General features: G+C 74.7%; 19 protein-coding genes. 6 read left to right on the plus strand and 13 right to left on the minus strand.

Features of this window, described 5'->3' with window-relative positions; translation table 11 throughout:
* Nucleotides 1-9: 9 nt before the first annotated feature.
* Together ACI781_RS07695 and sodN are read right to left on the minus strand one after the other, a co-directional pair.
* On the minus strand, nucleotides 10-423 hold the full coding sequence (locus ACI781_RS07695; protein ID WP_456565491.1) for a VOC family protein: 414 nt from the start codon (nucleotides 421-423) through the stop codon (nucleotides 10-12).
* A gap of 159 nt (nucleotides 424-582) precedes the next feature.
* Nucleotides 583-987, minus strand: coding sequence for a superoxide dismutase, Ni (gene sodN, locus ACI781_RS07700; RefSeq protein WP_456565492.1), 405 nt, complete (start codon nucleotides 985-987; stop codon nucleotides 583-585).
* Between the two features lie 50 nt (nucleotides 988-1,037).
* Between sodN and ACI781_RS07705 the strand changes: the two genes are divergently transcribed.
* The gene (locus tag ACI781_RS07705; RefSeq protein ID WP_456565493.1) at nucleotides 1,038-1,406 is read left to right on the plus strand and encodes a S26 family signal peptidase; all 369 of its coding nucleotides are present in this window, start codon (nucleotides 1,038-1,040) and stop codon (nucleotides 1,404-1,406) included.
* Here ACI781_RS07705 and ACI781_RS07710 read toward each other — a convergent pair.
* Nucleotides 1,382-1,984 carry a dTDP-4-dehydrorhamnose 3,5-epimerase family protein gene (locus tag ACI781_RS07710; RefSeq protein ID WP_456565494.1) on the minus strand — a complete coding sequence of 201 codons (603 nt, stop codon included), beginning with the start codon at nucleotides 1,982-1,984 and terminating at the stop codon, nucleotides 1,382-1,384. The two genes, ACI781_RS07705 and ACI781_RS07710, sit on opposite strands and share 25 nt — an antisense overlap.
* A 52-nt stretch (nucleotides 1,985-2,036) precedes the next feature.
* Here ACI781_RS07710 and ACI781_RS07715 point away from each other — a divergent pair, with 52 nt between their 5' ends.
* The gene (locus tag ACI781_RS07715; RefSeq protein WP_456565495.1) at nucleotides 2,037-3,224 is read left to right on the plus strand and encodes an NAD(P)-dependent malic enzyme; all 1,188 of its coding nucleotides are present in this window, start codon (nucleotides 2,037-2,039) and stop codon (nucleotides 3,222-3,224) included.
* Nucleotides 3,225-3,329: 105 nt separating this feature from the next.
* On the opposite strand, the gene ACI781_RS07720 is transcribed toward ACI781_RS07715, so the two are convergent.
* The 5 genes from ACI781_RS07720 to ACI781_RS07740 form a co-directional block, all read right to left on the minus strand.
* Nucleotides 3,330-4,043 (minus strand): metal-dependent hydrolase, encoded by a 714-nt coding sequence (locus ACI781_RS07720; RefSeq protein ID WP_456565496.1) that lies wholly within the window; start codon nucleotides 4,041-4,043, stop codon nucleotides 3,330-3,332.
* A gap of 124 nt (nucleotides 4,044-4,167) precedes the next feature.
* Nucleotides 4,168-4,353 (minus strand): DUF6104 family protein, encoded by a 186-nt coding sequence (locus tag ACI781_RS07725; RefSeq protein WP_456565497.1) that lies wholly within the window; start codon nucleotides 4,351-4,353, stop codon nucleotides 4,168-4,170.
* An 11-nt stretch (nucleotides 4,354-4,364) separates the two neighbouring features.
* A complete protein-coding gene (locus tag ACI781_RS07730) occupies nucleotides 4,365-8,162 on the minus strand; it encodes a multifunctional oxoglutarate decarboxylase/oxoglutarate dehydrogenase thiamine pyrophosphate-binding subunit/dihydrolipoyllysine-residue succinyltransferase subunit (protein ID WP_456565498.1) in 3,798 nt (1,265 codons plus the stop codon).
* 173 nt (nucleotides 8,163-8,335) lie between these two features.
* Nucleotides 8,336-9,112, minus strand: coding sequence for an ABC transporter permease (locus ACI781_RS07735; protein WP_456565499.1), 777 nt, complete (start codon nucleotides 9,110-9,112; stop codon nucleotides 8,336-8,338).
* The gene (locus ACI781_RS07740) at nucleotides 9,109-10,170 is read right to left on the minus strand and encodes an ABC transporter ATP-binding protein (RefSeq protein WP_456565500.1); all 1,062 of its coding nucleotides are present in this window, start codon (nucleotides 10,168-10,170) and stop codon (nucleotides 9,109-9,111) included. The genes ACI781_RS07735 and ACI781_RS07740 overlap by 4 nt, the downstream gene beginning before the upstream one ends.
* 211 nt (nucleotides 10,171-10,381) lie before the next feature.
* On the opposite strand from ACI781_RS07740, the gene ACI781_RS07745 reads away from it, so the two are divergent.
* Together ACI781_RS07745 and ACI781_RS07750 are read left to right on the plus strand one after the other, a co-directional pair.
* Complete coding sequence (locus ACI781_RS07745) at nucleotides 10,382-11,446, plus strand: adenylate/guanylate cyclase domain-containing protein (protein WP_456565501.1); 1,065 nt, start codon at nucleotides 10,382-10,384, stop codon at nucleotides 11,444-11,446.
* Between the two features lie 24 nt (nucleotides 11,447-11,470).
* Entirely contained in the window at nucleotides 11,471-13,108 is a 1,638-nt protein-coding gene (locus ACI781_RS07750; protein ID WP_456565502.1) for an ABC-F family ATP-binding cassette domain-containing protein, read from the plus strand.
* A gap of 36 nt (nucleotides 13,109-13,144) precedes the next feature.
* On the opposite strand, the gene ACI781_RS07755 is transcribed toward ACI781_RS07750, so the two are convergent.
* From ACI781_RS07755 to ACI781_RS07775, 5 genes are all read right to left on the minus strand, one after another.
* Complete coding sequence (locus tag ACI781_RS07755) at nucleotides 13,145-13,777, minus strand: hypothetical protein (RefSeq protein WP_456565503.1); 633 nt, start codon at nucleotides 13,775-13,777, stop codon at nucleotides 13,145-13,147.
* Nucleotides 13,778-13,862: 85 nt separating this feature from the next.
* Nucleotides 13,863-14,318, minus strand: a complete 456-nt coding sequence (locus ACI781_RS07760) for a hypothetical protein (protein ID WP_456565504.1) — start codon at nucleotides 14,316-14,318, stop codon at nucleotides 13,863-13,865.
* 49 nt (nucleotides 14,319-14,367) lie between these two features.
* The gene (locus tag ACI781_RS07765) at nucleotides 14,368-14,922 is read right to left on the minus strand and encodes an N-acetyltransferase family protein (protein ID WP_456565505.1); all 555 of its coding nucleotides are present in this window, start codon (nucleotides 14,920-14,922) and stop codon (nucleotides 14,368-14,370) included.
* Between the two features lies 1 nt (nucleotide 14,923).
* Complete coding sequence (locus tag ACI781_RS07770; RefSeq protein ID WP_456565506.1) at nucleotides 14,924-16,078, minus strand: alpha/beta fold hydrolase; 1,155 nt, start codon at nucleotides 16,076-16,078, stop codon at nucleotides 14,924-14,926.
* A complete protein-coding gene (locus ACI781_RS07775) occupies nucleotides 15,999-16,403 on the minus strand; it encodes a hypothetical protein (protein ID WP_456565507.1) in 405 nt (134 codons plus the stop codon). The genes ACI781_RS07770 and ACI781_RS07775 overlap by 80 nt, the downstream gene beginning before the upstream one ends.
* 280 nt (nucleotides 16,404-16,683) lie before the next feature.
* Here ACI781_RS07775 and ACI781_RS07780 point away from each other — a divergent pair, with 280 nt between their 5' ends.
* Both ACI781_RS07780 and ACI781_RS07785 read left to right on the plus strand, forming a co-directional pair.
* Nucleotides 16,684-17,466 carry an SDR family NAD(P)-dependent oxidoreductase gene (locus tag ACI781_RS07780; RefSeq protein WP_456565508.1) on the plus strand — a complete coding sequence of 261 codons (783 nt, stop codon included), beginning with the start codon at nucleotides 16,684-16,686 and terminating at the stop codon, nucleotides 17,464-17,466.
* 74 nt (nucleotides 17,467-17,540) lie between these two features.
* Nucleotides 17,541-17,627 (plus strand): putative leader peptide, encoded by an 87-nt coding sequence (locus ACI781_RS07785; RefSeq protein WP_456565551.1) that lies wholly within the window; start codon nucleotides 17,541-17,543, stop codon nucleotides 17,625-17,627.
* The last annotated feature ends 13 nt before the right edge of the window (nucleotides 17,628-17,640 follow it).

Below are 17,640 nucleotides of genomic sequence, written 5' to 3' on the forward strand. Positions count from 1 at the left end.
CCGCGGTGCTCAGGAGGCGGGTGTGGCGGCGTTCACCAGCCAGCGGATGCCGAAGCGGTCGGTGACCTGCCCGAAGGTGTCGCCCCACATCTGCTTCTCGAACGGCACGTCGACGGTGCCGCCCTGGGCCAGCCCCTCGAAGTACCGGGTGAGGGTGTCCACGTCGTCGCCGGAGAGCGAGCAGGAGACCTTGTCCGGCCCGCCCGCGGCGGGGTCGTGGCCGTCGGAGGCCATGAGCTCCAGGCCGGCGTCGGTGCGCAGGAACGAGTGCATCACGCCGTCGTCGGGGTACTCGCCGCCCCCGCCGCCGGAGTCACCGAACGTCATCACGTCGAGGTGACCGCCCAGGACGGAGCGGTAGAACTCCATCGCCGCGCGCGCGTCGCCGGCGAAGTGCAGGTACGGGGTGAGCCGGATGGCCATGGTCGCTCCTGGGCTGGTGGGCGGACGTCGCAGTGCAGACGCCCGCCCGGCCCCGGACTCATCGGTGCCCGCCGAACGCGACCGGCCGGCGCCCCCGAGGGGGCACCGGCCGGTGCGAGATGCTGGAAGGGCCTCCCTGCGGGGCAGGGAGGTCCTCCCTCAGGCCGCGGCCTTGGTCTCCCAGAAGATCTTGTCGATCTCGGCGATGTAGTCGAGCAGCTTCTGGCCCTCGGCGGGGTCCATGCTGCCCTTGCCGCCGGCCGCACCGGCCTGCTTGGTGGCCTTGTTGAACAGCTCGTGCAGCTGCGGGTACTTCTCGAAGTGCGGCGGCTTGAAGTAGTCGGTCCACAGCACCCACAGGTGGTGCTTGACCAGGTCCGACCGCTGCTCCTTGATCAGGATGGCGCGCGTGCGGAAGGCCGGGTCCTCGTTGGCCTGGTACTTCTCCTGGATGGCCTTGACGGACTCCGCCTCGATGCGGGCCTGGGCCGGGTCGTACACGCCGCAGGGGAGGTCGCAGTGCGCGGTGGCCTCCACGGCGGAGAACATGCGGGACAGACGCATGGTCGTGCCTCCGGGACTCGTGGGGTGGGTCGTCTGCGACCCTACCCTCGGTGAACGCGGCCGACGCAGGGGAGCAGCGGGTCCCCGGCCTGCTCACGCCCTGGGTCCTGGTCCGGGTGAGCGGGCCGTCGATGTCGCCGACGGTCCGCCACGGTGACCGGCTGCTGGCGCGCCGGCTGCGGCCCGGTGGCCGGGTCCGGTCGGGGGACGTCGTCCTCGCCCGGTTCCCCTCGCGGCCGGAGCTGCTCGTGGTCAAGCGGGTGGTCCACCCGCTGCCGGGCGGCCACTGGGTGCAGGGCGACAACCCGCTGGTGACCGACGACAGCCGCGCCTTCGGCGTCGCCGTCGTCGTCGGCCGGGTGGTGGCCCGCCTGTGGCCGCGCCCCGGGCGGCCTCAGCCGCCGCGGCGCTCGGCGTAGCGGGCGGCGCACTCCTCCAGGGTCGGCAGCAGGCCCTGGTCGCGGGCCTGCGCGAGGGTGGGGGCGGCCTGGTCCTTGGCCGACAGCTCGAACTCGACGTCGGAGGGCCAGGGCAGGTCCAGCTCCGGGTCCAGGGGGTGGACGCCGAACTCGCGGGCCGGGTCGTAGCCGCTGGAGACCAGGTAGGTGACCGAGCTGCCGTCGGCCAGCGAGACGAACGCGTGGCCCAGGCCCTCGGCGAGGTAGACCGCCCGCGGCTGCTCGCTGTCCAGCAGCACCGCGTCGGAGACCCCGAAGGTGGGGGAGCCCACCCGGACGTCGACGACGACGTCGAGCACGCGGCCGGCCGGGCAGTAGACGTACTTGGCCTGGCCGGGCGGCACCAGGGCGAAGTGCACCCCGCGCAGCACCCCGCGGGCCGAGACGCTGTGGTTGGCCTGCGCCAGCGGCAGCGCGGAGCCGCTCGCCTCGGCCAGCAGGTCGGCGCGGTACCACTCGGTGAAGCGGCCGCGGGCGTCGCCGTGGGACACGAGGTCGATGGCGTAGGCGTCGGGAACGGCGAGCTCTCGGATCTCCACGCAGCGCACCGTAGCGAGGGGCCGCGCGGGCGGCGATTACGCTCCCGTGTCCATGGACGACTTCCAGCCCGCGCACCTCTCCGACCGCTTCGCCGACGACCCGGCGTTCGCGGTACACGAGGGCGGCAAGCTGGTCGTACGGTCGACGCGGTCGATCGACTCGATCGCGGACCTCGCGCTCACCTACACGCCCGGCGTCGCCCGGGTCAGCAGCGCGATCGCGGTCGAGCCGGAACTGGCCCGCCACTACACGTGGGCGCCGCGCACGGTCGCGGTCGTCTCCGACGGCACCGCCGTCCTCGGCCTGGGCGACATCGGCCCCACGGCGGCGCTGCCGGTCATGGAGGGCAAGGCCTGCCTGTTCAGCGAGTTCGCCGGCCTGTCGGCCGTGCCGGTCGTGCTGGACACCACCGACGTGGACGCCATCGTGGAGACCGTCGCGGCGATCGCGCCGTCCTTCGGCGGCATCAACCTCGAGGACATCAGCGCCCCCCGCTGCTTCGAGGTCGAGGACCGGCTGCGCGAGCGGCTGGACATCCCGGTCATGCACGACGACCAGCACGGGACGGCGATCGTCGTCCTCGCCGCGCTGCGCAACGCCGCCAAGGTGGTGGGGCGGGAGCTGAGCAGCCTGCGGGTGGTGGTCTCCGGGGCCGGCGCCGCGGGCGTGGCCTGCACGAAGATCCTGCTGGAGGCAGGCGTCGGTGACCTCGCCGTCGCCGACTCCCGCGGCGTGCTGCACACCGGCCGCGAGGACCTGACGCCCATCAAGCGCTGGGTGGCGGAGAACACCAACCGGGCCGGCTACGCCGGGACGATGGTGGGCGCCCTCGCAGGTGCCGACGTCTACCTCGGGCTGTCCGGCGGCTCGGTGCCGGAGGCGGCCATCGCGTCGATGGCGCCGAACTGCATCGTCTTCTCCCTCGCCAACCCCATCCCCGAGGTCGACCCGGTGATGGCGGCGCGGTACGCGGCGGTCGTCGCCACCGGCCGCAGCGGCGAGCCCAACCAGATCAACAACGTGCTGGCCTTCCCGGGCGTCTTCCGCGGCGCCATCGACGCGGGCGCCAAGCACATCACCGAGGAGATGAAGCTGGCGGCGGCGACGGCGATCGCCGACGTCGTGGGGGAGGACCTGCGGCCGGACTACATCGTCCCGAGCCCGCTGGACCGCCGTGTGGCCGAGGCGGTCGCCGCCGCGGTCGCCTCCTGCGCCCGCCGGCAGCACGTCACCGTCTGACCCGGCCCACCACGACGAGGGGCCCGGAGGCGTTCGGCCTCCGGGCCCCTCGTCGCGTGCTGCCTGGTGGCCGGGTGGAGCGCACCCGGCCACCGCACCGCGCGGTCAGCCGCCCGCGACCAGCTCGGTGACGAACGGGTCGACGGCGTCGCGCAGCCCGGTGTTGGCGTACAGGAACCACACCGCGGCCACCACGAACGCGGGGGCGAGGACGGCCTTCTCCAGGAAGGCGCCGGTGTGCATCGGGGTGAGCGCCAGGCGGCAGCGGTGCACCAGCCAGACGAGCGGCACCGGCACGCCCTGGCGGGTGATCATGTCCCCGGCGATGTGCACCAGGCAGCCGACCCCCACCGCCCAGGGCAGCCACATCGGCTGCGGCATGTGGTCCAGGACGAACCAGGCCCCGGCCCAGGAGAGGACGAGGTTGCCGATCACGGTGTTCTCGGCGCGGCCCGGGATGATGAAGTGCAGCGCGCGCAGGGCGAGCCCGATGGCCAGCGCCAGGAACAGCAGGCTGGACCAGTAGGCCTGCGCCGCGGCCGCCGCCAGCGCGCCGAAGGCCAGCGGGCCGAGGACGGCGTCGTGGGTGCCCCAGCGGTGCCCCTGCGCGAGCCGGCCGATGGCGCCGGAGGGGACGTCGGTGACGGGGCCCCACATGTCCGAGACGGTGGACCCGTGGGCGTCGAGGTCGGGGAGCATCGCGAACCCGCCGACGGCGGCGACCCAGGCGACCTGGGCGACGGTCCCGTCGACGGGGGCCCAGGGCAGGGTCGCGGCACCGACGGCCAGGCCCGACAGGGCGTGGGAGTGACCGAGCACGCGCGCAGGGTGCCCGCCCGGGCGCGCCGGAGGGGGGAGGCGCGCGGGAGGCCGCCGGACGACGTCGCCCGCCGCCCCGGGGCAGGGGACGGCGGGCGCGGTCGGTGCTGTCGGCCGGTGGTGGTCAGTCGTCGAGGTCGTCGTCGGTACCGCCGCGGGCCAGCCACGTGGCCAGCCGTTCGACGGGCACCTCGAACTCCGGGTTCTGGTCGACGAAGGCCTGGAGCTGGTCGGCCAGCCAGGCGAGGGAGACCTGCTCCTCGCCACGCCGGTCGACCAGCTCCTCCAGGCCACGATCGGTGAAGTACACGGACGCGTGCCTCAGCCGGCGAACGCCTGCGCGATCAGCTGGCGCTGCTCGACCTCGTGCACCTTGGCCGAGCCGACGGCCGGGCTGGCCGACGCGCGACGGCTGACCGGGCGCAGCCGGCGGCCGGCGGGCAGGTGCTCGGGCAGGTTGACCGCCATGAACTGCCAGGCGCCCATGTTGGCCGGCTCCTCCTGCACCCAGACCACGTCCGAGGCGTTCGGGTAGCGCTCCAGCTCGGCCACGATCTGCTCGGCCGGCAGCGGGTAGAGCTGCTCGACCCGCACGATCGCGGTGTCCTGCGCCCCGGCGGACTCCCGCTGCGCCAGCAGGTCGTAGGCGACCTTGCCGCTGCACAGCAGCACCCGGCGGACGGCGCTGCCGTCGAGCTGCCGGCCGGCCAGGCCGGGGTCGGGCAGGACCGGGCGGAAGCCGTCGTCGGTGAAGTCCGCGACCGCGCTGACCGCCGCCCGCGAGCGCAGCAGCGACTTGGGCGTGAAGACGACCAGCGGCCGGTGCACGTCCGACAGCGCCTGGCGGCGCAGCAGGTGGAAGTAGTTGGCCGGCGTCGTGCAGTTGGCGACCGTCATGTTGTTCTCGGCCGACAGCTGCAGGAACCGCTCGATCCGGCCGCTGGAGTGGTCCGGGCCCTGCCCCTCGAGGCCGTGCGGCAGCAGCAGCACGACGCCCGAGCGCTGGCCCCACTTGGCCTCGCCGGAGCTGATGAACTCGTCGATGACCATCTGCGCGCCGTCGACGAAGTCGCCGAACTGCGCCTCCCACAGCACCAGCGCCTTGGGGTTGGCGACCGAGTAGCCGTACTCGAAGCCGAGGGCGGCGTACTCGCTCAGCAGGGAGTCGTAGACGAAGAACTTCGCCTGCTCCGCGCCCAGGTGCAGCAGCGGCGTGTACTCCGCGGCGGTCTCCCGGTCGATGAGGACGGCGTGCCGCTGCACGAAGGTGCCGCGGCGCGAGTCCTGGCCGGCCAGCCGGACCGGGATGCCCTGCATGAGCAGCGACCCGAAGGCCAGCAGCTCGCCCATCGCCCAGTCGATCCCGCCCTCGCTGACCATCGCCGCGCGCCGCTCGAGCATCTTCTGCAGCTTCGGGTGCGGGCTGAAGTCCGGCGGGAAGGAGACGTGGGCGTCGCCGATCGCCTTGAGCACCTCGGTCGAGATCGCCGTGGCGACGTCGGACTCCTGCGCCGTCCGCGGGTCCATGACCGGCTCGGGGCTGGACGTGTCGCGGGCGTCGTGGGTCTCGGCGAACGCCCGCTCCAGCTGCCCGCGGTAGTCCTTGAGCGCCTCCTCGGCCTCGGCCAGCGTGATGTCACCGCGGCCGATCAGCGCCTCGGTGTACAGCTTCCGGACCGAGCGCTTGCGGTCGATGATGTCGTACATCAGCGGCTGGGTCATCGACGGGTCGTCGCCCTCGTTGTGCCCGCGCCGGCGGTAGCAGACCAGGTCGATGACGACGTCCTTCTTGAACGCCTGGCGGTAGTCGACCGCCAGCCGCGCGACCCGCATGCAGGCCTCGGGGTCGTCGCCGTTCACGTGGAAGACCGGGGCACCGATCATCCGCGCGACGTCGGTGGAGTACAGGCTCGACCGCGACTGGGCCGGGCTGGTGGTGAACCCGACCTGGTTGTTCACGACGACGTGCACGGTGCCGCCGGTGCGGTAGCCGCGCAGCTGGGAGAGGTTGAGGGTCTCGGCCACGACGCCCTGGCCGGCGAACGCCGCGTCGCCGTGCAGCAGGACCGGCAGCACGGTGAAGCCGCTCTCGCCCTTGTTCAGCATGTCCTGCTTGGCGCGGGCGATGCCCTCGAGGACCGGGTTGACGGTCTCCAGGTGCGAGGGGTTGCTCGCCAGGGAGACGGCGATCTCCGCGCCCTCGGAGAAGGGGTTGCGGAAGGTGCCGGTCGCGCCGAGGTGGTACTTGACGTCACCGGAGCCCTGGACGGTGCCGGGGTCGATGTTGCCCTCGAACTCGCCGAAGATCTTCGAGTAGCTCTTGCCGAGCACGTTGGCCAGCACGTTCAGCCGGCCGCGGTGCGGCATGCCGATCGCGACCTCGTCCAGCCCGTAGTCGGTGGAGGCGATGAGCACCTCGTCCAGGACCGGGATGAGCGACTCGCCGCCCTCCAGGCTGAACCGCTTCTGACCGACGTACTTGGTCTGCAGGAAGGTCTCGAAGGCCTCGGCGGCGTTGAGCCGGCCCAGGACGTGCTTCTGCTTCTCCCGGTCGGGCTGCTCGGCCTTGACCTCGACGCGCTGCTGGATCCACTCGCGCTCTTCGGGGTCGGTGATGTGCATGTACTCCACGCCGACCGTGCGGCAGTAGGAGTTGCGCAGCACGCCGAGGATGTCCCGCAGCGCCATCATCCGCTCGCCGGCGAAACCGCCGACGGGGAACTGCCGGTCCAGGTCCCACAGGGTCAGCCCGTGCTGGAGGATGTCCAGGTCGGGGTGGGTGCGGACCTTGAACTCGAGCGGGTCGGTGTCGGCCATGAGGTGGCCGTTGCGCCGGTAGGCCTCGATGACCTCGATGACCCGGGCTTCCTTGTCGATCTGCCCCTCGCGGCTGACCCGCACGTCGGGCATCCAGCGCACCGGCTCGTAGGGGATGCGCAGCGAGCGGAAGACGTCGTCGTAGAAGCCGTCCTCGCCCAGCAGCAGGGCGTGCAGCCGGCGCAGGAAGTCGCCGGACTCGGCGCCCTGGATGATCCGGTGGTCGTACGTCGACGTCAGCGTGATGATCTTGGAGACGCCGAGGTCGGTGAGCGCCTCGGGGCTCATCCCCTGGAACTCCGCCGGGTACTCCATCGCGCCGACGCCGATGATCGCGCCCTGACCGGCGGTCAGCCGCGGCACGGAGTGGTTGGTGCCGAGCGTGCCCGGGTTGGTGAGGCTGATCGTGGTGCCCTGGAAGTCCTCCAGGGTGAGCTTGTTCTGCCGGGCACGGCGGATGACGTCCTCGTAGGCCCCCCAGTACTGGGCGAAGTCCATGGTCTCCGCGGCCTTGATGGAGGCCACGACCAGCGACCGCGACCCGTCCGGCTTCGGCAGGTCGATGGCCAGGCCGAAGTTCACGTGCTCGGGCTGCACGAGCACCGGCTTGCCGTCGACCTCGGCGAAGGCGTTGTTCATGTTCGGGAAGTCGTCCAGGGCCCGGACCAGCGCGTAGCCGATCAGGTGCGTGAACGAGACCTTCCCGCCGCGGGAGCGGGTCAGGTGGTTGTTGATGACGATGCGGTTGTCGGCCAGGAGCTTGGCCGGCACGGCGCGCACGCTGGTCGCGGTCGGCACCGTCAGCGACGCGTTCATGTTCTTCACGACGCTGGCGGCCGCCCCGCGCAGCGGCGACTGCTTCGGCCCCTCGCCGGCCGCGGGCGCCTTGGCGGCGGGTGCCTTGGCGGCGGGCTGCGGGGCGGGGGCCGCCGGGCGCTGCTGGTCGGTGCGGTCTGCGGCGCGGTGCACGACCGTGGCCTCGGTCTTCGGCTCGCTGACGGCGGGAGCCGGTGCGGAGCCGCCGTTGCCCGCTGCCGGGGCGGGCTGCTGCTGGGCGGCGGGGGCCGGCGCGGCGGCCTGCCGCGGCTGGGTGGACGGCGCCGGCGCGCCGTCGCGGTCGTCGCTGGCGCTGACCGGGCTGCCGGGCCGGTAGTCGGCGAAGAAGTCGTGCCAGGCCTGGTCCACGCTGGAGGGGTCGCTGAGGTACTGCTGGTACATCTCCTCGACCAGCCACTCGTTGGTGCCGAAACCGGCCACCGCGGAGGTCTGGGAGGAGGGGCTGGAGGACCGGGAGGGGCTCACGCTTGACACGGGGTCGAGTGCCTTCTTCGTCGTCGTCGGACGGGGTCGAAACCGGTGTCTGACTGTACGCCCGCCGGTCCCGGACGACCCTCCGGCGCCGGGACCCGGCGGCCCGTCGTGACGGGCGGGACGCGTGGGACCCCCGCCCCGCCGTCGGCGGGGCGGGGGTCCCCTCAGGCGACGTCGCGGCGCGAGGCCAGCCAGGTGCCGATGAGGGCGGCGACCAGGCCGTAGGCCAGCAGCAGCACCGTGCCCTGCCACGGCGCGAGGACGTCGGGGGCGTCGAGGTCGGTCTGGTCGCCCGCGGTGACCGCCTGCACCGCCCCGCCGGGCAGCCACTTGTAGGCCCCGGCGATGGCCCCGATCGAGGCGACGATCGGCTCGATGACGTTGAGGTAGACCAGCGCCCCGACGATCGCGCCGACCTGGTTGCGCACCAGGGCGCCCACACCCACGCCGATCACCGTGAAGACCACGAGGACCAGGCCGGCGGCGCCGAGCGTCCGCAGGTTGTCCCCGGACAGCGACGGCGCGTTCCCGCGGGCCCCGGCGTAGACCATGACGACGGCGACGGTGACGGCCAGGACCGCCAGCGCCATCGGGACGGCGGCGACGCCGTAGGCGAGCAGCTTGGCGCTGATGACCCGCCCGCGCCGCGGTGTGGTCAGGAAGGTCGGCGTCGCCGTGCGGTGCCGGTACTCCTGGGTCATCCCGATGATCCCGAGGATCAGCAGCAGGACCTTGGCGTTCGAGGCGATGGAGAAGACCAGCTCCTCGTACAGCGGGGTGCCGACCGCGGGGATGCCCGGGCCGTCGTCGGACTCCTGCCCGGCGAGCCCGGTGAACAGCGCGGCGAAGCCGCCCGCCAGCGCGCAGCTGCCCAGCAGCAGCCCCAGCCACGTCCGCGTCGTGAACAGCTTGGTCCACTCGGATCGCACCAGTGCGGTCATCGGGCGGCTCCCGCGGTCGGCGCGCCACCGGCGGGCGCGGCGGCGTACTGCTCGGTGCCGCTGGTCAGCTGGAAGTAGATCTGCTCCAGGCCGCTGGCCTTGGAGGCGAGCTCGTGCAGCTCGACGCCCGCGGCGAAGGCCGCGGCCCCCACCTCGTCGGTCGTCACGCCCGTGACGGTCAGCCGGGTCGGGTCCTCCAGCTCGACGGTGCGGCCCGGCGCCTGCAGCGCCGGCGCGAGCCGGGCGACCTCCGGGCCGCGGACGACGACGCTGCCCGCCCCGGCCGCGCCCGCGCGCAGCTCGGCGATCGACCCCTCGCGGACCAGCCGGCCGGCGCCGACGATGACGACGCGGTCGACGGTCTGCTCGACCTCGGCGAGCAGGTGGCTGGAGACGAGCACCGTGCGGCCCTCGACGTGCGCGAGGTGGCGCAGGAAGCCGCGCAGCCACTGGATGCCCTCGGGGTCCAGGCCGTTGGCCGGCTCGTCGAGCACCAGCACCGCCGGGTCGCCGAGCAGCGCGGTGGCCAGCCCGAGCCGCTGCCGCATGCCGAGGGAGTAGCCGCCCGCACGGCGCTTGCCGGCGTCGCCCAGGCCCACCTGGTGCAGCACCTCGTCGGCCCGGCTGAGCGGCAGGCCCGCGGCACGGCAGTACACGCGCAGGTGGTTGCGGCCCGAGCGGGCCGGGTGGAAGGCGGTCTCCAGGACCGCACCCACGGTCCGCGTCGGCGCCGGCAGGTCCCGGTAGGCGCGGCCGTTGAACGTCGCCCCGCCGCGGTCGGCCACGAGCAGCCCGAGGGCCATCCGCAGCGTCGTCGTCTTGCCGGCGCCGTTGGGGCCGAGGAAACCGGTCACCGAGCCGGGTTCGACGGTGAAGCTGAGGTCGTCGACCGCGCGGACGGAGCCGAAGGTCTTCGTGAGCCCCGTGACCTCCACCCGGACCGGTTGGCGGCCGTTGCCGCGGCCCGGGACGGGACGGCCGGGGACGGTGGTGCCGGGGACGGTGCTGCCCGTGGCGATGACGGCCTCCTCGTGCGCGGCGATCGGGTCGCGGGTCATCCAACCGCACCCGGGGCCGCGGCGGCACCGCGTTCGCCGATCGTTCACCGTGTCCCGGCCCGGGAGCGCACTCCGCCCGGGAGCGCGCGTGTGTTCGGTCACCTACAGTCCGGCGACGACGGGGCAACACCGGTGGGGAGCGGAGGGCTCGTGGACGGATGTCGCACGGCCGTCGTCCGCACCACCGGCTGAGGCGCGGGCGGTCGCGCGGATGGAGGAACCGGCCCCGGCGGAGGGCGCGGAGGCCCGGGACGCCGTGGAGCGGCTGCTGCTGGGCGGGCCGCGCCGCTGGACCCGCCGCGAGGTGGCGGAGATGGCCGGCATGCCGCCGCACCGCACGCAGCGCCTGTGGCGCGCGCTGGGCTTCCCCGACGTCGCCGACGAGGCCGTCGTCTTCACCGACGCCGACGTGCACGCGCTGGGGCTGCTGTCGTCGCTGATCGACGCCGGGTTCGTCGACGAGAACACCGAGGCGTCCATCGCGCGGGCGCTGGCCCAGGCGCTGTCGCGACTGGCCGACTGGCAGGCGGGCCTGCTGGCCGAGGTCCTCGCCCGCGGCGCCGGGGAGCCGGACCGGGTCGACCCGCAGCAGGCGGTGGCCAGCACCCAGCGGCTGCTGCCGGTGCTGCGCGCCGTGCAGGACTACGTGTGGCGGCGGCACCTGGCGGCCAACGCCGACCGGCTGCTCACCGGGCCGGCGACGGCCGGGGACCGCCGGGAGCTCGCCGTCGGCTTCGCCGACCTGGTCGGGTACACGACCCGCAGCCGGGACATGAGCGCGCGCGAGCTGGGCGAGATGATCGAGGACTTCGAGTCGATCGCCGCCGCGGTGGTCGCCCGCGGAGCCGGGCGGGTGGTGAAGACGGTCGGCGACGGCATCCTGTTCACCGCCGGGACGGCGGCCGAGGCCGCCGAGATCGCCCTCGAGCTGCCGGCGACCTGGGACGCCGAGGACCGCCCGCCGCTGCGGGTGGGCGCGGCGCACGGGACGGTGCTCACCCACCTCGGCGACGTGTACTCACCGGTGGTGAACCTGGCCAGCCGGCTGACCTCGATCGCCCGGCCGGGCACGGTGCTGCTCGACCGGGAGATGGCCCTGCGCCTGCACGGGCTCCCCGGGTACCGCGTGCGGCCGCTGCGCCGGGTGTCGGTGCGCGGGTACGACCAGCTCCAGCCCTGGCTGCTGCGCCGCCGCACCGGCGACGAGCCCGCGGAGGAGCACCCCGACGACGCGACGGTGGACCCGCGCGGCGGGGACGACGCGGAGCGCGGCTGACCGGCACTGGCAGGCTGGACCCCCGTGAGCGCCACCCTCGTCGCCCGGGAGCTGGCCGCCGGCCACGGCGCCCGCGTGCTGTTCTCCGGCCTGGACCTCGTCGTCGCCCCCGGGGACGTCGTCGGCCTGGTCGGGGTCAACGGCGCCGGCAAGTCCACGCTGCTGCGCATCCTGGCCGGTGAGCAGCCGGCGGAGTCCGGCAGCATCGCGCTGAGCCCGCCGCACGCGACCGTCGGCCACCTGCCGCAGGAGACCGACCGGCGACCGGGGGAGACCGTGGCCGGGCTGCTGGCCCGCCGCACCGGCGTCGCGGCGGCGCAGGCGGCGATGGAGGCGGCGCTGGAACGGCTGACCGCGGGCGAGCCGGGGGCCGACGACGCCTACGCCGAGACCCTCGAGCGGTGGCTCGCGCTCGGCGGGGCGGACCTCGACGAGCGCGCCGGTCAGGTGGTCGCCGAGGTCGCGCCCGGTGTCGCGCTCGAGGCGCCGACGGCGGGGCTGTCCGGCGGGCAGGCGGCGCGGGTCGGGCTGGCCGCGCTGCTGCTGTCGCGCTACGACGTCCTGCTGCTGGACGAGCCGACCAACGACCTGGACCTCGCGGGCCTCGACCAGCTGGAGCGCTTCGTCACCGGCGCCCGCAGCGGCGTGGTGGTGGTCAGCCACGACCGCGAGTTCCTCGCCCGCACGGTCACCCGGGTGGTCGAGCTCGACCTGCCCCAGCAGCTCGTGCGGGTGCACGACGGCGGGTACGAGAGCTACCTCGTGGAGCGGGAGGTGGCCCGCCGGCACGCCCGCGAGGAGTACGAGGAGTACGCGGACACGCGGGCCGAGCTGGAGGCGCGGGCACGCATGCAGCGCAACTGGCTGGCCAAGGGCGTGCGCGACTCCATCAAGAAGAAGAAGGACCCGGACAAGCACGTCACCGCCCACGCCCGCTCCACCGCGGAGAAGCAGGGCGCCAAGGCCAAGCAGACCGAGCGGCGGATCGAGCGGCTGGAGGTCGTGGAGGAGCCCCGCAAGGAGTGGGAGCTGCGGATGGAGATCGCCGCCGCGCCGCGGGCCGGGGCGGTCGTGGCCACGCTGCGCGGCGCCGTCGTCCGGCGGGGGGACTTCACCCTGGGCCCGGTCGACCTGCAGGTCGACTGGGGCGACCGGGTCGCGATCACCGGGCCGAACGGCTCGGGGAAGACGACGCTGCTGGCGGCGCTGCTGGGCCGGGTCGCGCTCGACGGGGGAAGCTCCTCGCTGGGGCCGGCGGTGCAGGTCGGGGAGATCGACCAGGCCCGCGGCCGGTTCCTCGGGCCCGAGCCGCTGCTGGACGTCTTCTCCGCCGAGGTGCCCGACTGGCCGACGGCGGAGGTCCGCACCCTGCTGGCGAAGTTCGGGCTGGTCGCCGAGCACGTGCTGCGACCGGCCGAGACGCTGTCACCGGGGGAGCGCACCCGCGCCGGCCTGGCGCTGCTGCAGGCCCGCGGGTTGAACGTGCTGGTCCTGGACGAGCCGACCAACCACCTGGACCTGGCGGCCATCGAGCAGCTGGAGCAGGCCCTGGCCGGTTACCGGGGCACGCTGCTGCTGGTCACCCACGACCGCCGGATGCTGGAGGCCGTGGAGACGACCCGCCGGCTCGACGTCCGCGCCGGGCGGGTCACCGAGGGCTGAGCCCCGGCCGGGAGGTCCGATCGCCCTGGCGGGACCTCAGGACCGGCCGAGTGCGGTCAGCGCGCGCCGCGCGCCCTCGGCCAGCGCCGCGGCGTCCCCGGCTGCACCGGCGACCTCCGGCAACAGGTGCAGCTCCACCACCGTGACGCCCGCCCCCGGCCGGCTGCGGACGGCGACCGGGCAGACCGGCGCGCCCACCTCCGCCGCGGCCGCGAAGCCGGCGGCCGGCAGGCGACCGTCGGCGCCGGGGCGCACGGTCACGGTCGTCCCGGCGGACAGGGCCGCGGCGATCGCCTCGGCGGTGGCCGGCAGGACCGGCAACCGCAGCGCGCGGGCGTGGCGGCCCGGGCGACGCTCCGCGGCGACGGTCCCCGGGACGGCGGTGGTCAGGGCGAGGTGGGCCAGGTCGGAGGACGAGTCGGCGACCACCAGCAGGCCGGGGGAGCCGGGGTGCACCCGCGGCCAGGCCACCAGCGGGGCGCGCACGCGCACCCGGACGCCCAGCGCCGTCAGCAGTCGGGCGGCGCCGCAGACGGCGGCCCGCCGGGAGGTGGTCGGCCGCAGGCCGGCGCCGGCCAGCACCGCGGCCGTGCGGATCCAGCGGCGGGAGCGGACGCCGGGGGCGGTGGCGTGCCGGGGGGCGGCGGGCGCGATCAGGGTCGGGCTCACACGCAGGAGCGTGGTCGCCCCAGGTGTCGGGCCGGTGACGCCGCGGGGACGGCGGCGGGGTCAGTGCGCGACGGCTGCCCGGCGCTCAGGGGCGGATGGCCGGACCGGCCCAGTGCCGCAGCTCCTCCGTGCTCTCGTCCAGACGGCGGCGGCCGCCCGGGAAGGGCGGTGTCTCGGTGGCCGCCAGGGGCAGCGTCGTACCGTCCCGCAGCAGCAGCTCGACCCGCCGCGCCGAGCCCGGACCGGCCATCCGGCGGACCAGCACCCGGTCGAGGTCGGCGCGGTCCAGTCGGTGGGTGCGGAACCGGTTGCGGACCTCCAGCGCCCCGTCCCGGTGCGCGCGGACCGCCGTGCGTACCACCGCTGCGGTGCAGCCGCCCATCCCGAGGGCGACGGCCACGACGACGATCGTGAACACGGGCGGGGTCGCGGCGACGACGACGAGCACGGCGAGAGCCACCGCCGCGACCGCCGAGGTGCCGGCGAGCACGCGCGTGGCCGTGGGCGGACGCAGGTCCAGGACGACGCCGGGCGAGGTCACGGCCGGGATCATGCGACGCGACGACCCCGGCCGCGACCGGGCGGTCCGCTCAGGACGGCTCGGCGCCCAGCGCGTCGGCCACCCCGACGGCGTCCATGCCGGCCCACGTGTCGTCGACGTGGTGGGCCAGGACCATGAGGTCGCGCAGGTCGCCCTCGCGGTCGCGCACGTGGTCGACCAGCACCGCCTCGCCGCGGAAGCCCAGGCCGGAGAACAGCGCGACCGCGGCGCCCTGCTCGGCCACCACCTCGACCACGATCTTCCGCAGCCCCGCCGACACCGCCTGCACGAGGGCGTGCCGGGCGAGCTCGCCGCCCAGGCCCGTGCCGCGGGAGGCGGGGGCGACGACCAGCCGCAGCCGGCCGACGTGGTCCGACCACCCCGGCAGCGGCCGGACGGCGACGTACCCGGTGACGGCCGGCCCGTCGGGGCCCTCCTCGACCGCGACCCAGCGCTCGCCGCCGCCTTCCCCGCGTGCCCACGACCGGACGACCTCGGGGTCGGTGACCTCCTCCTCGATGAAGGTCAGGTCGCCCTCGGGCAGCGCGCGGAAGAACCGCACCAGCGCGTCGCCGTGCTCCGGGCGCAGCTCCGTCACGGTCACGTCAGGCCTCCACGGGGGTGTCGGGTCGGGCGGTGTCGGGTCGGGCGGACGCGGCGGGGGCGACCTCGTCGCTGCGCCGCCGGAGGAAGTCGATGATGGTCGGCACCGTCGTCCGGGCCGCCGTGCGGCCGACCACCAGACCCATGTGCCCGGCGGGCAGCCGCAGCTCGTGCTTGTCGGGGGAACCGACGAGGTCGATCAGCGGCGCGGTCGCGTCCGCCGGCACGATGTGGTCCCGGTCGCCGCGCACGGTCAGGAACGGCACCCGCACGTCGCGCAGGTGCACGCGGTCGCCGGCGACGGTCAGCCGGTCGGTGACCATGCCGTTGTCGTGCACGAGCATCGCCACGGTCTCGCGCGCGGCGGCACCGGGGAAGGGCACGTGGTCGTCGGCCCAGCCGGTCATCGCCTGGTAGGAGTTCACGTACTCGTCGCTCCACAGCCGCTCCCACAGGGTCACGTAGCGGGTGACCTCCGCGGTGGGGGTGAGCGAGCGGAACCCCTGCACGACGACGCGGGGCGGGACGTTGCCGTCGGCGTCCACGACCTGGTCGACGTCCAGGCCGCCCACGCGGAAGACGTCGGCGAGCGGCCCCATGTGCCGGAAGTCCACCGGCGTGGCCAGCACCGTGAGGCTGCGCAGCGGTGCCTCGGGGTGGTGCGCGGCGTAGAGCAGCGCGAGGTCGCCGCCGAAGCAGTAGCCGAACAGGTTGACCTCGTCGGCCCCGGAGATCTGCTGCACCCGGGCGACGGCGGCCGGGATGTAGTCGTCGACGTAGTCCTCGAGCCGGTTGTGCGCGTCGCGCTCGTCCGGCTCGCCCCAGTCGAGCATGTACACGTCGAAGCCCGCCTCCAGCAGCTGCTCGACGAAGCTGTTGCCCGGTTGCAGGTCGAGGATGTAGCTGCGGCTGATCATGCTGAACACGATCAGCAGCGGCGGCGAGTACCGCACGCCCCCGTACCCGTCCAGGTCGTTGCGGTAGTGCCACAGCTGGGTGCGCCCGCGCTGCCAGACGACGTCCTTGGCGGTGCAGCCGACGCCGGGCCGGTCGATCCCGGCGACGAGCTTGATCCCGTTACGCGCGCGGAGGGCGTTGCGCTCGACGTCGCGGCGCACCCGGTCCAGGACGCTCTGCGGGCTGGGCATCGTGGGCATCGGTCAGCTCTCCCTCGATCGGTGTCGCGGCGGTGGCGGGACGACGGCGCTCGGTCTCCAGTGCCACGGTGAGGCGGCGGACCTCCCGGTCCAGGGCCCCCAGCTGTGCCCGCAGCCGGGCGACGTCGCTGCCGGCGGGCAGGTTCACCAGGTGCCAGGCGCCCGCGGTCAGGTCCCGTGCGGTGCCCCGGGCCGCCGCCTGCGCGCGCCGCAGCAGCGTCACCCCGAGGGCGAACCCGGACGTGCGCACCAGCCGCTCGGCATGCGGGGTCACCCGCTGCTCCGCGGCGTCGAAGGCCTGCCGCCACCGCGGCGCGCCGCTCACCGTCGCGCTCCCTGCTCCCGCGAGCCCGCGGTCGGGCCGCGGGACCGCGCGGAGGACGGGACGGCCTCGTCCGTCCGGGGCGCGGGGTGGTCGCCGTGGACCTCGGCGGTGTCCGCGAGGTGCTGCGCGAGGGTCGTCATCGGGGCTCCTGGGCCGGGGGCACGGGGGCCTACCCCGGCTCCCGTGTGGTCTACCCCACATCTTCGGGCACCCCGCGGTGGCGGGCCAGGCGGCCGGGGGACAGGCTCGGGGCAGGTGGCAGCGACGACAGGAGGACCCCGTGGCGGACGACGGCGTCGACCGGACCGTGCTGGACATGTTCCGGCTCGACGGCAGGGTGGCCATCGTGACCGGGGCGTCCTCCGGCCTGGGCGTGGTGTTCGCGCGGGCCCTGGCGCAGGCCGGCGCGGACGTCGTCCTCGGCGCGCGCCGCGAGGACCGGCTGGCGGCGACCCGGGAGGCGGTCGAGGCGGCCGGGCGGCGGGCGATCACCGTGCGCACCGACGTCGCGCGTCCCGAGGACTGCCAGGCGCTCGTCGACGCGGCGATGGCGGGGTTCGGCCGGGTCGACGTCCTCGTGAACAACGCCGGCATCGGCACCGCGGCGCCGGCCACCCGCGAGACCCCGGAGCAGTTCCGGCAGGTCATCGACGTCAACCTCAACGGCTGCTACTGGATGGCGCAGGCCTGCGGGCGGGTGATGCGGCCCGGCGGCTCGATCGTGAACATCTCCAGCGTGCTGGGCCTGACCACCGCGGGGCTGCCGCAGGCGGCCTACGCCGCGAGCAAGGCCGGGCTGATCGGGCTCACCCGCGACCTCGCGCAGCAGTGGACCGGCCGCAAGGGCATCCGGGTCAACGCGCTGGCGCCGGGCTTCTTCGCCTCGGAGATGACCGACCAGTACCCCGAGGGCTACCTCGACCAGCAGATGGGCCGGGTCCTCGCCGGCCGTCCCGGCGACCCGATGGAGCTCGCGGCGGCGCTGGTCTTCCTGGTCAGCGAGGCGGGCGGCTACGTCACCGGGACGACGATCCCGGTGGAGGGCGGGATGCTCACCAGCTGACCGGCCGGGAGTGGCGCACGTCGCACTCCTGCCGATCTTGACCTCACTAAGTCCATCGGATTAGTGTGCTTTTCATGCGCCGACGCGAAGGGGTCCTGCTGGTGGGTCGTCCCCACCTGGACCTCGTGCGCTACGCCGGCGCGCTCTGTCCCGGCCGCTGACCCTCCCGAGGTC

The organism is Blastococcus sp. SYSU D00695, from assembly GCF_054050555.1.

Excerpts from the sequence above, each read along its gene's own strand:
- ACI781_RS07695 (WP_456565491.1), bottom strand. The coding sequence starts at position 423 with ATGGCCATCCGGCTCACCCCGTACCTGCACTTCGCCGGCGACGCGCGC.
- ACI781_RS07770 (WP_456565506.1), bottom strand. The coding sequence starts at position 16,078 with ATGCCCACGATGCCCAGCCCGCAGAGCGTCCTGGACCGGGTGCGCCGC.
- ACI781_RS07740 (WP_456565500.1), bottom strand. The coding sequence starts at position 10,170 with ATGACCCGCGACCCGATCGCCGCGCACGAGGAGGCCGTCATCGCCACG.
- ACI781_RS07745 (WP_456565501.1), top strand. The coding sequence starts at position 10,382 with ATGGAGGAACCGGCCCCGGCGGAGGGCGCGGAGGCCCGGGACGCCGTG.
- ACI781_RS07715 (WP_456565495.1), top strand. The coding sequence starts at position 2,037 with ATGGACGACTTCCAGCCCGCGCACCTCTCCGACCGCTTCGCCGACGAC.
- ACI781_RS07785 (WP_456565551.1), top strand. The coding sequence starts at position 17,541 with ATGCGCCGACGCGAAGGGGTCCTGCTGGTGGGTCGTCCCCACCTGGAC.
- sodN (WP_456565492.1), bottom strand. The coding sequence starts at position 987 with ATGCGTCTGTCCCGCATGTTCTCCGCCGTGGAGGCCACCGCGCACTGC.
- ACI781_RS07735 (WP_456565499.1), bottom strand. The coding sequence starts at position 9,112 with ATGACCGCACTGGTGCGATCCGAGTGGACCAAGCTGTTCACGACGCGG.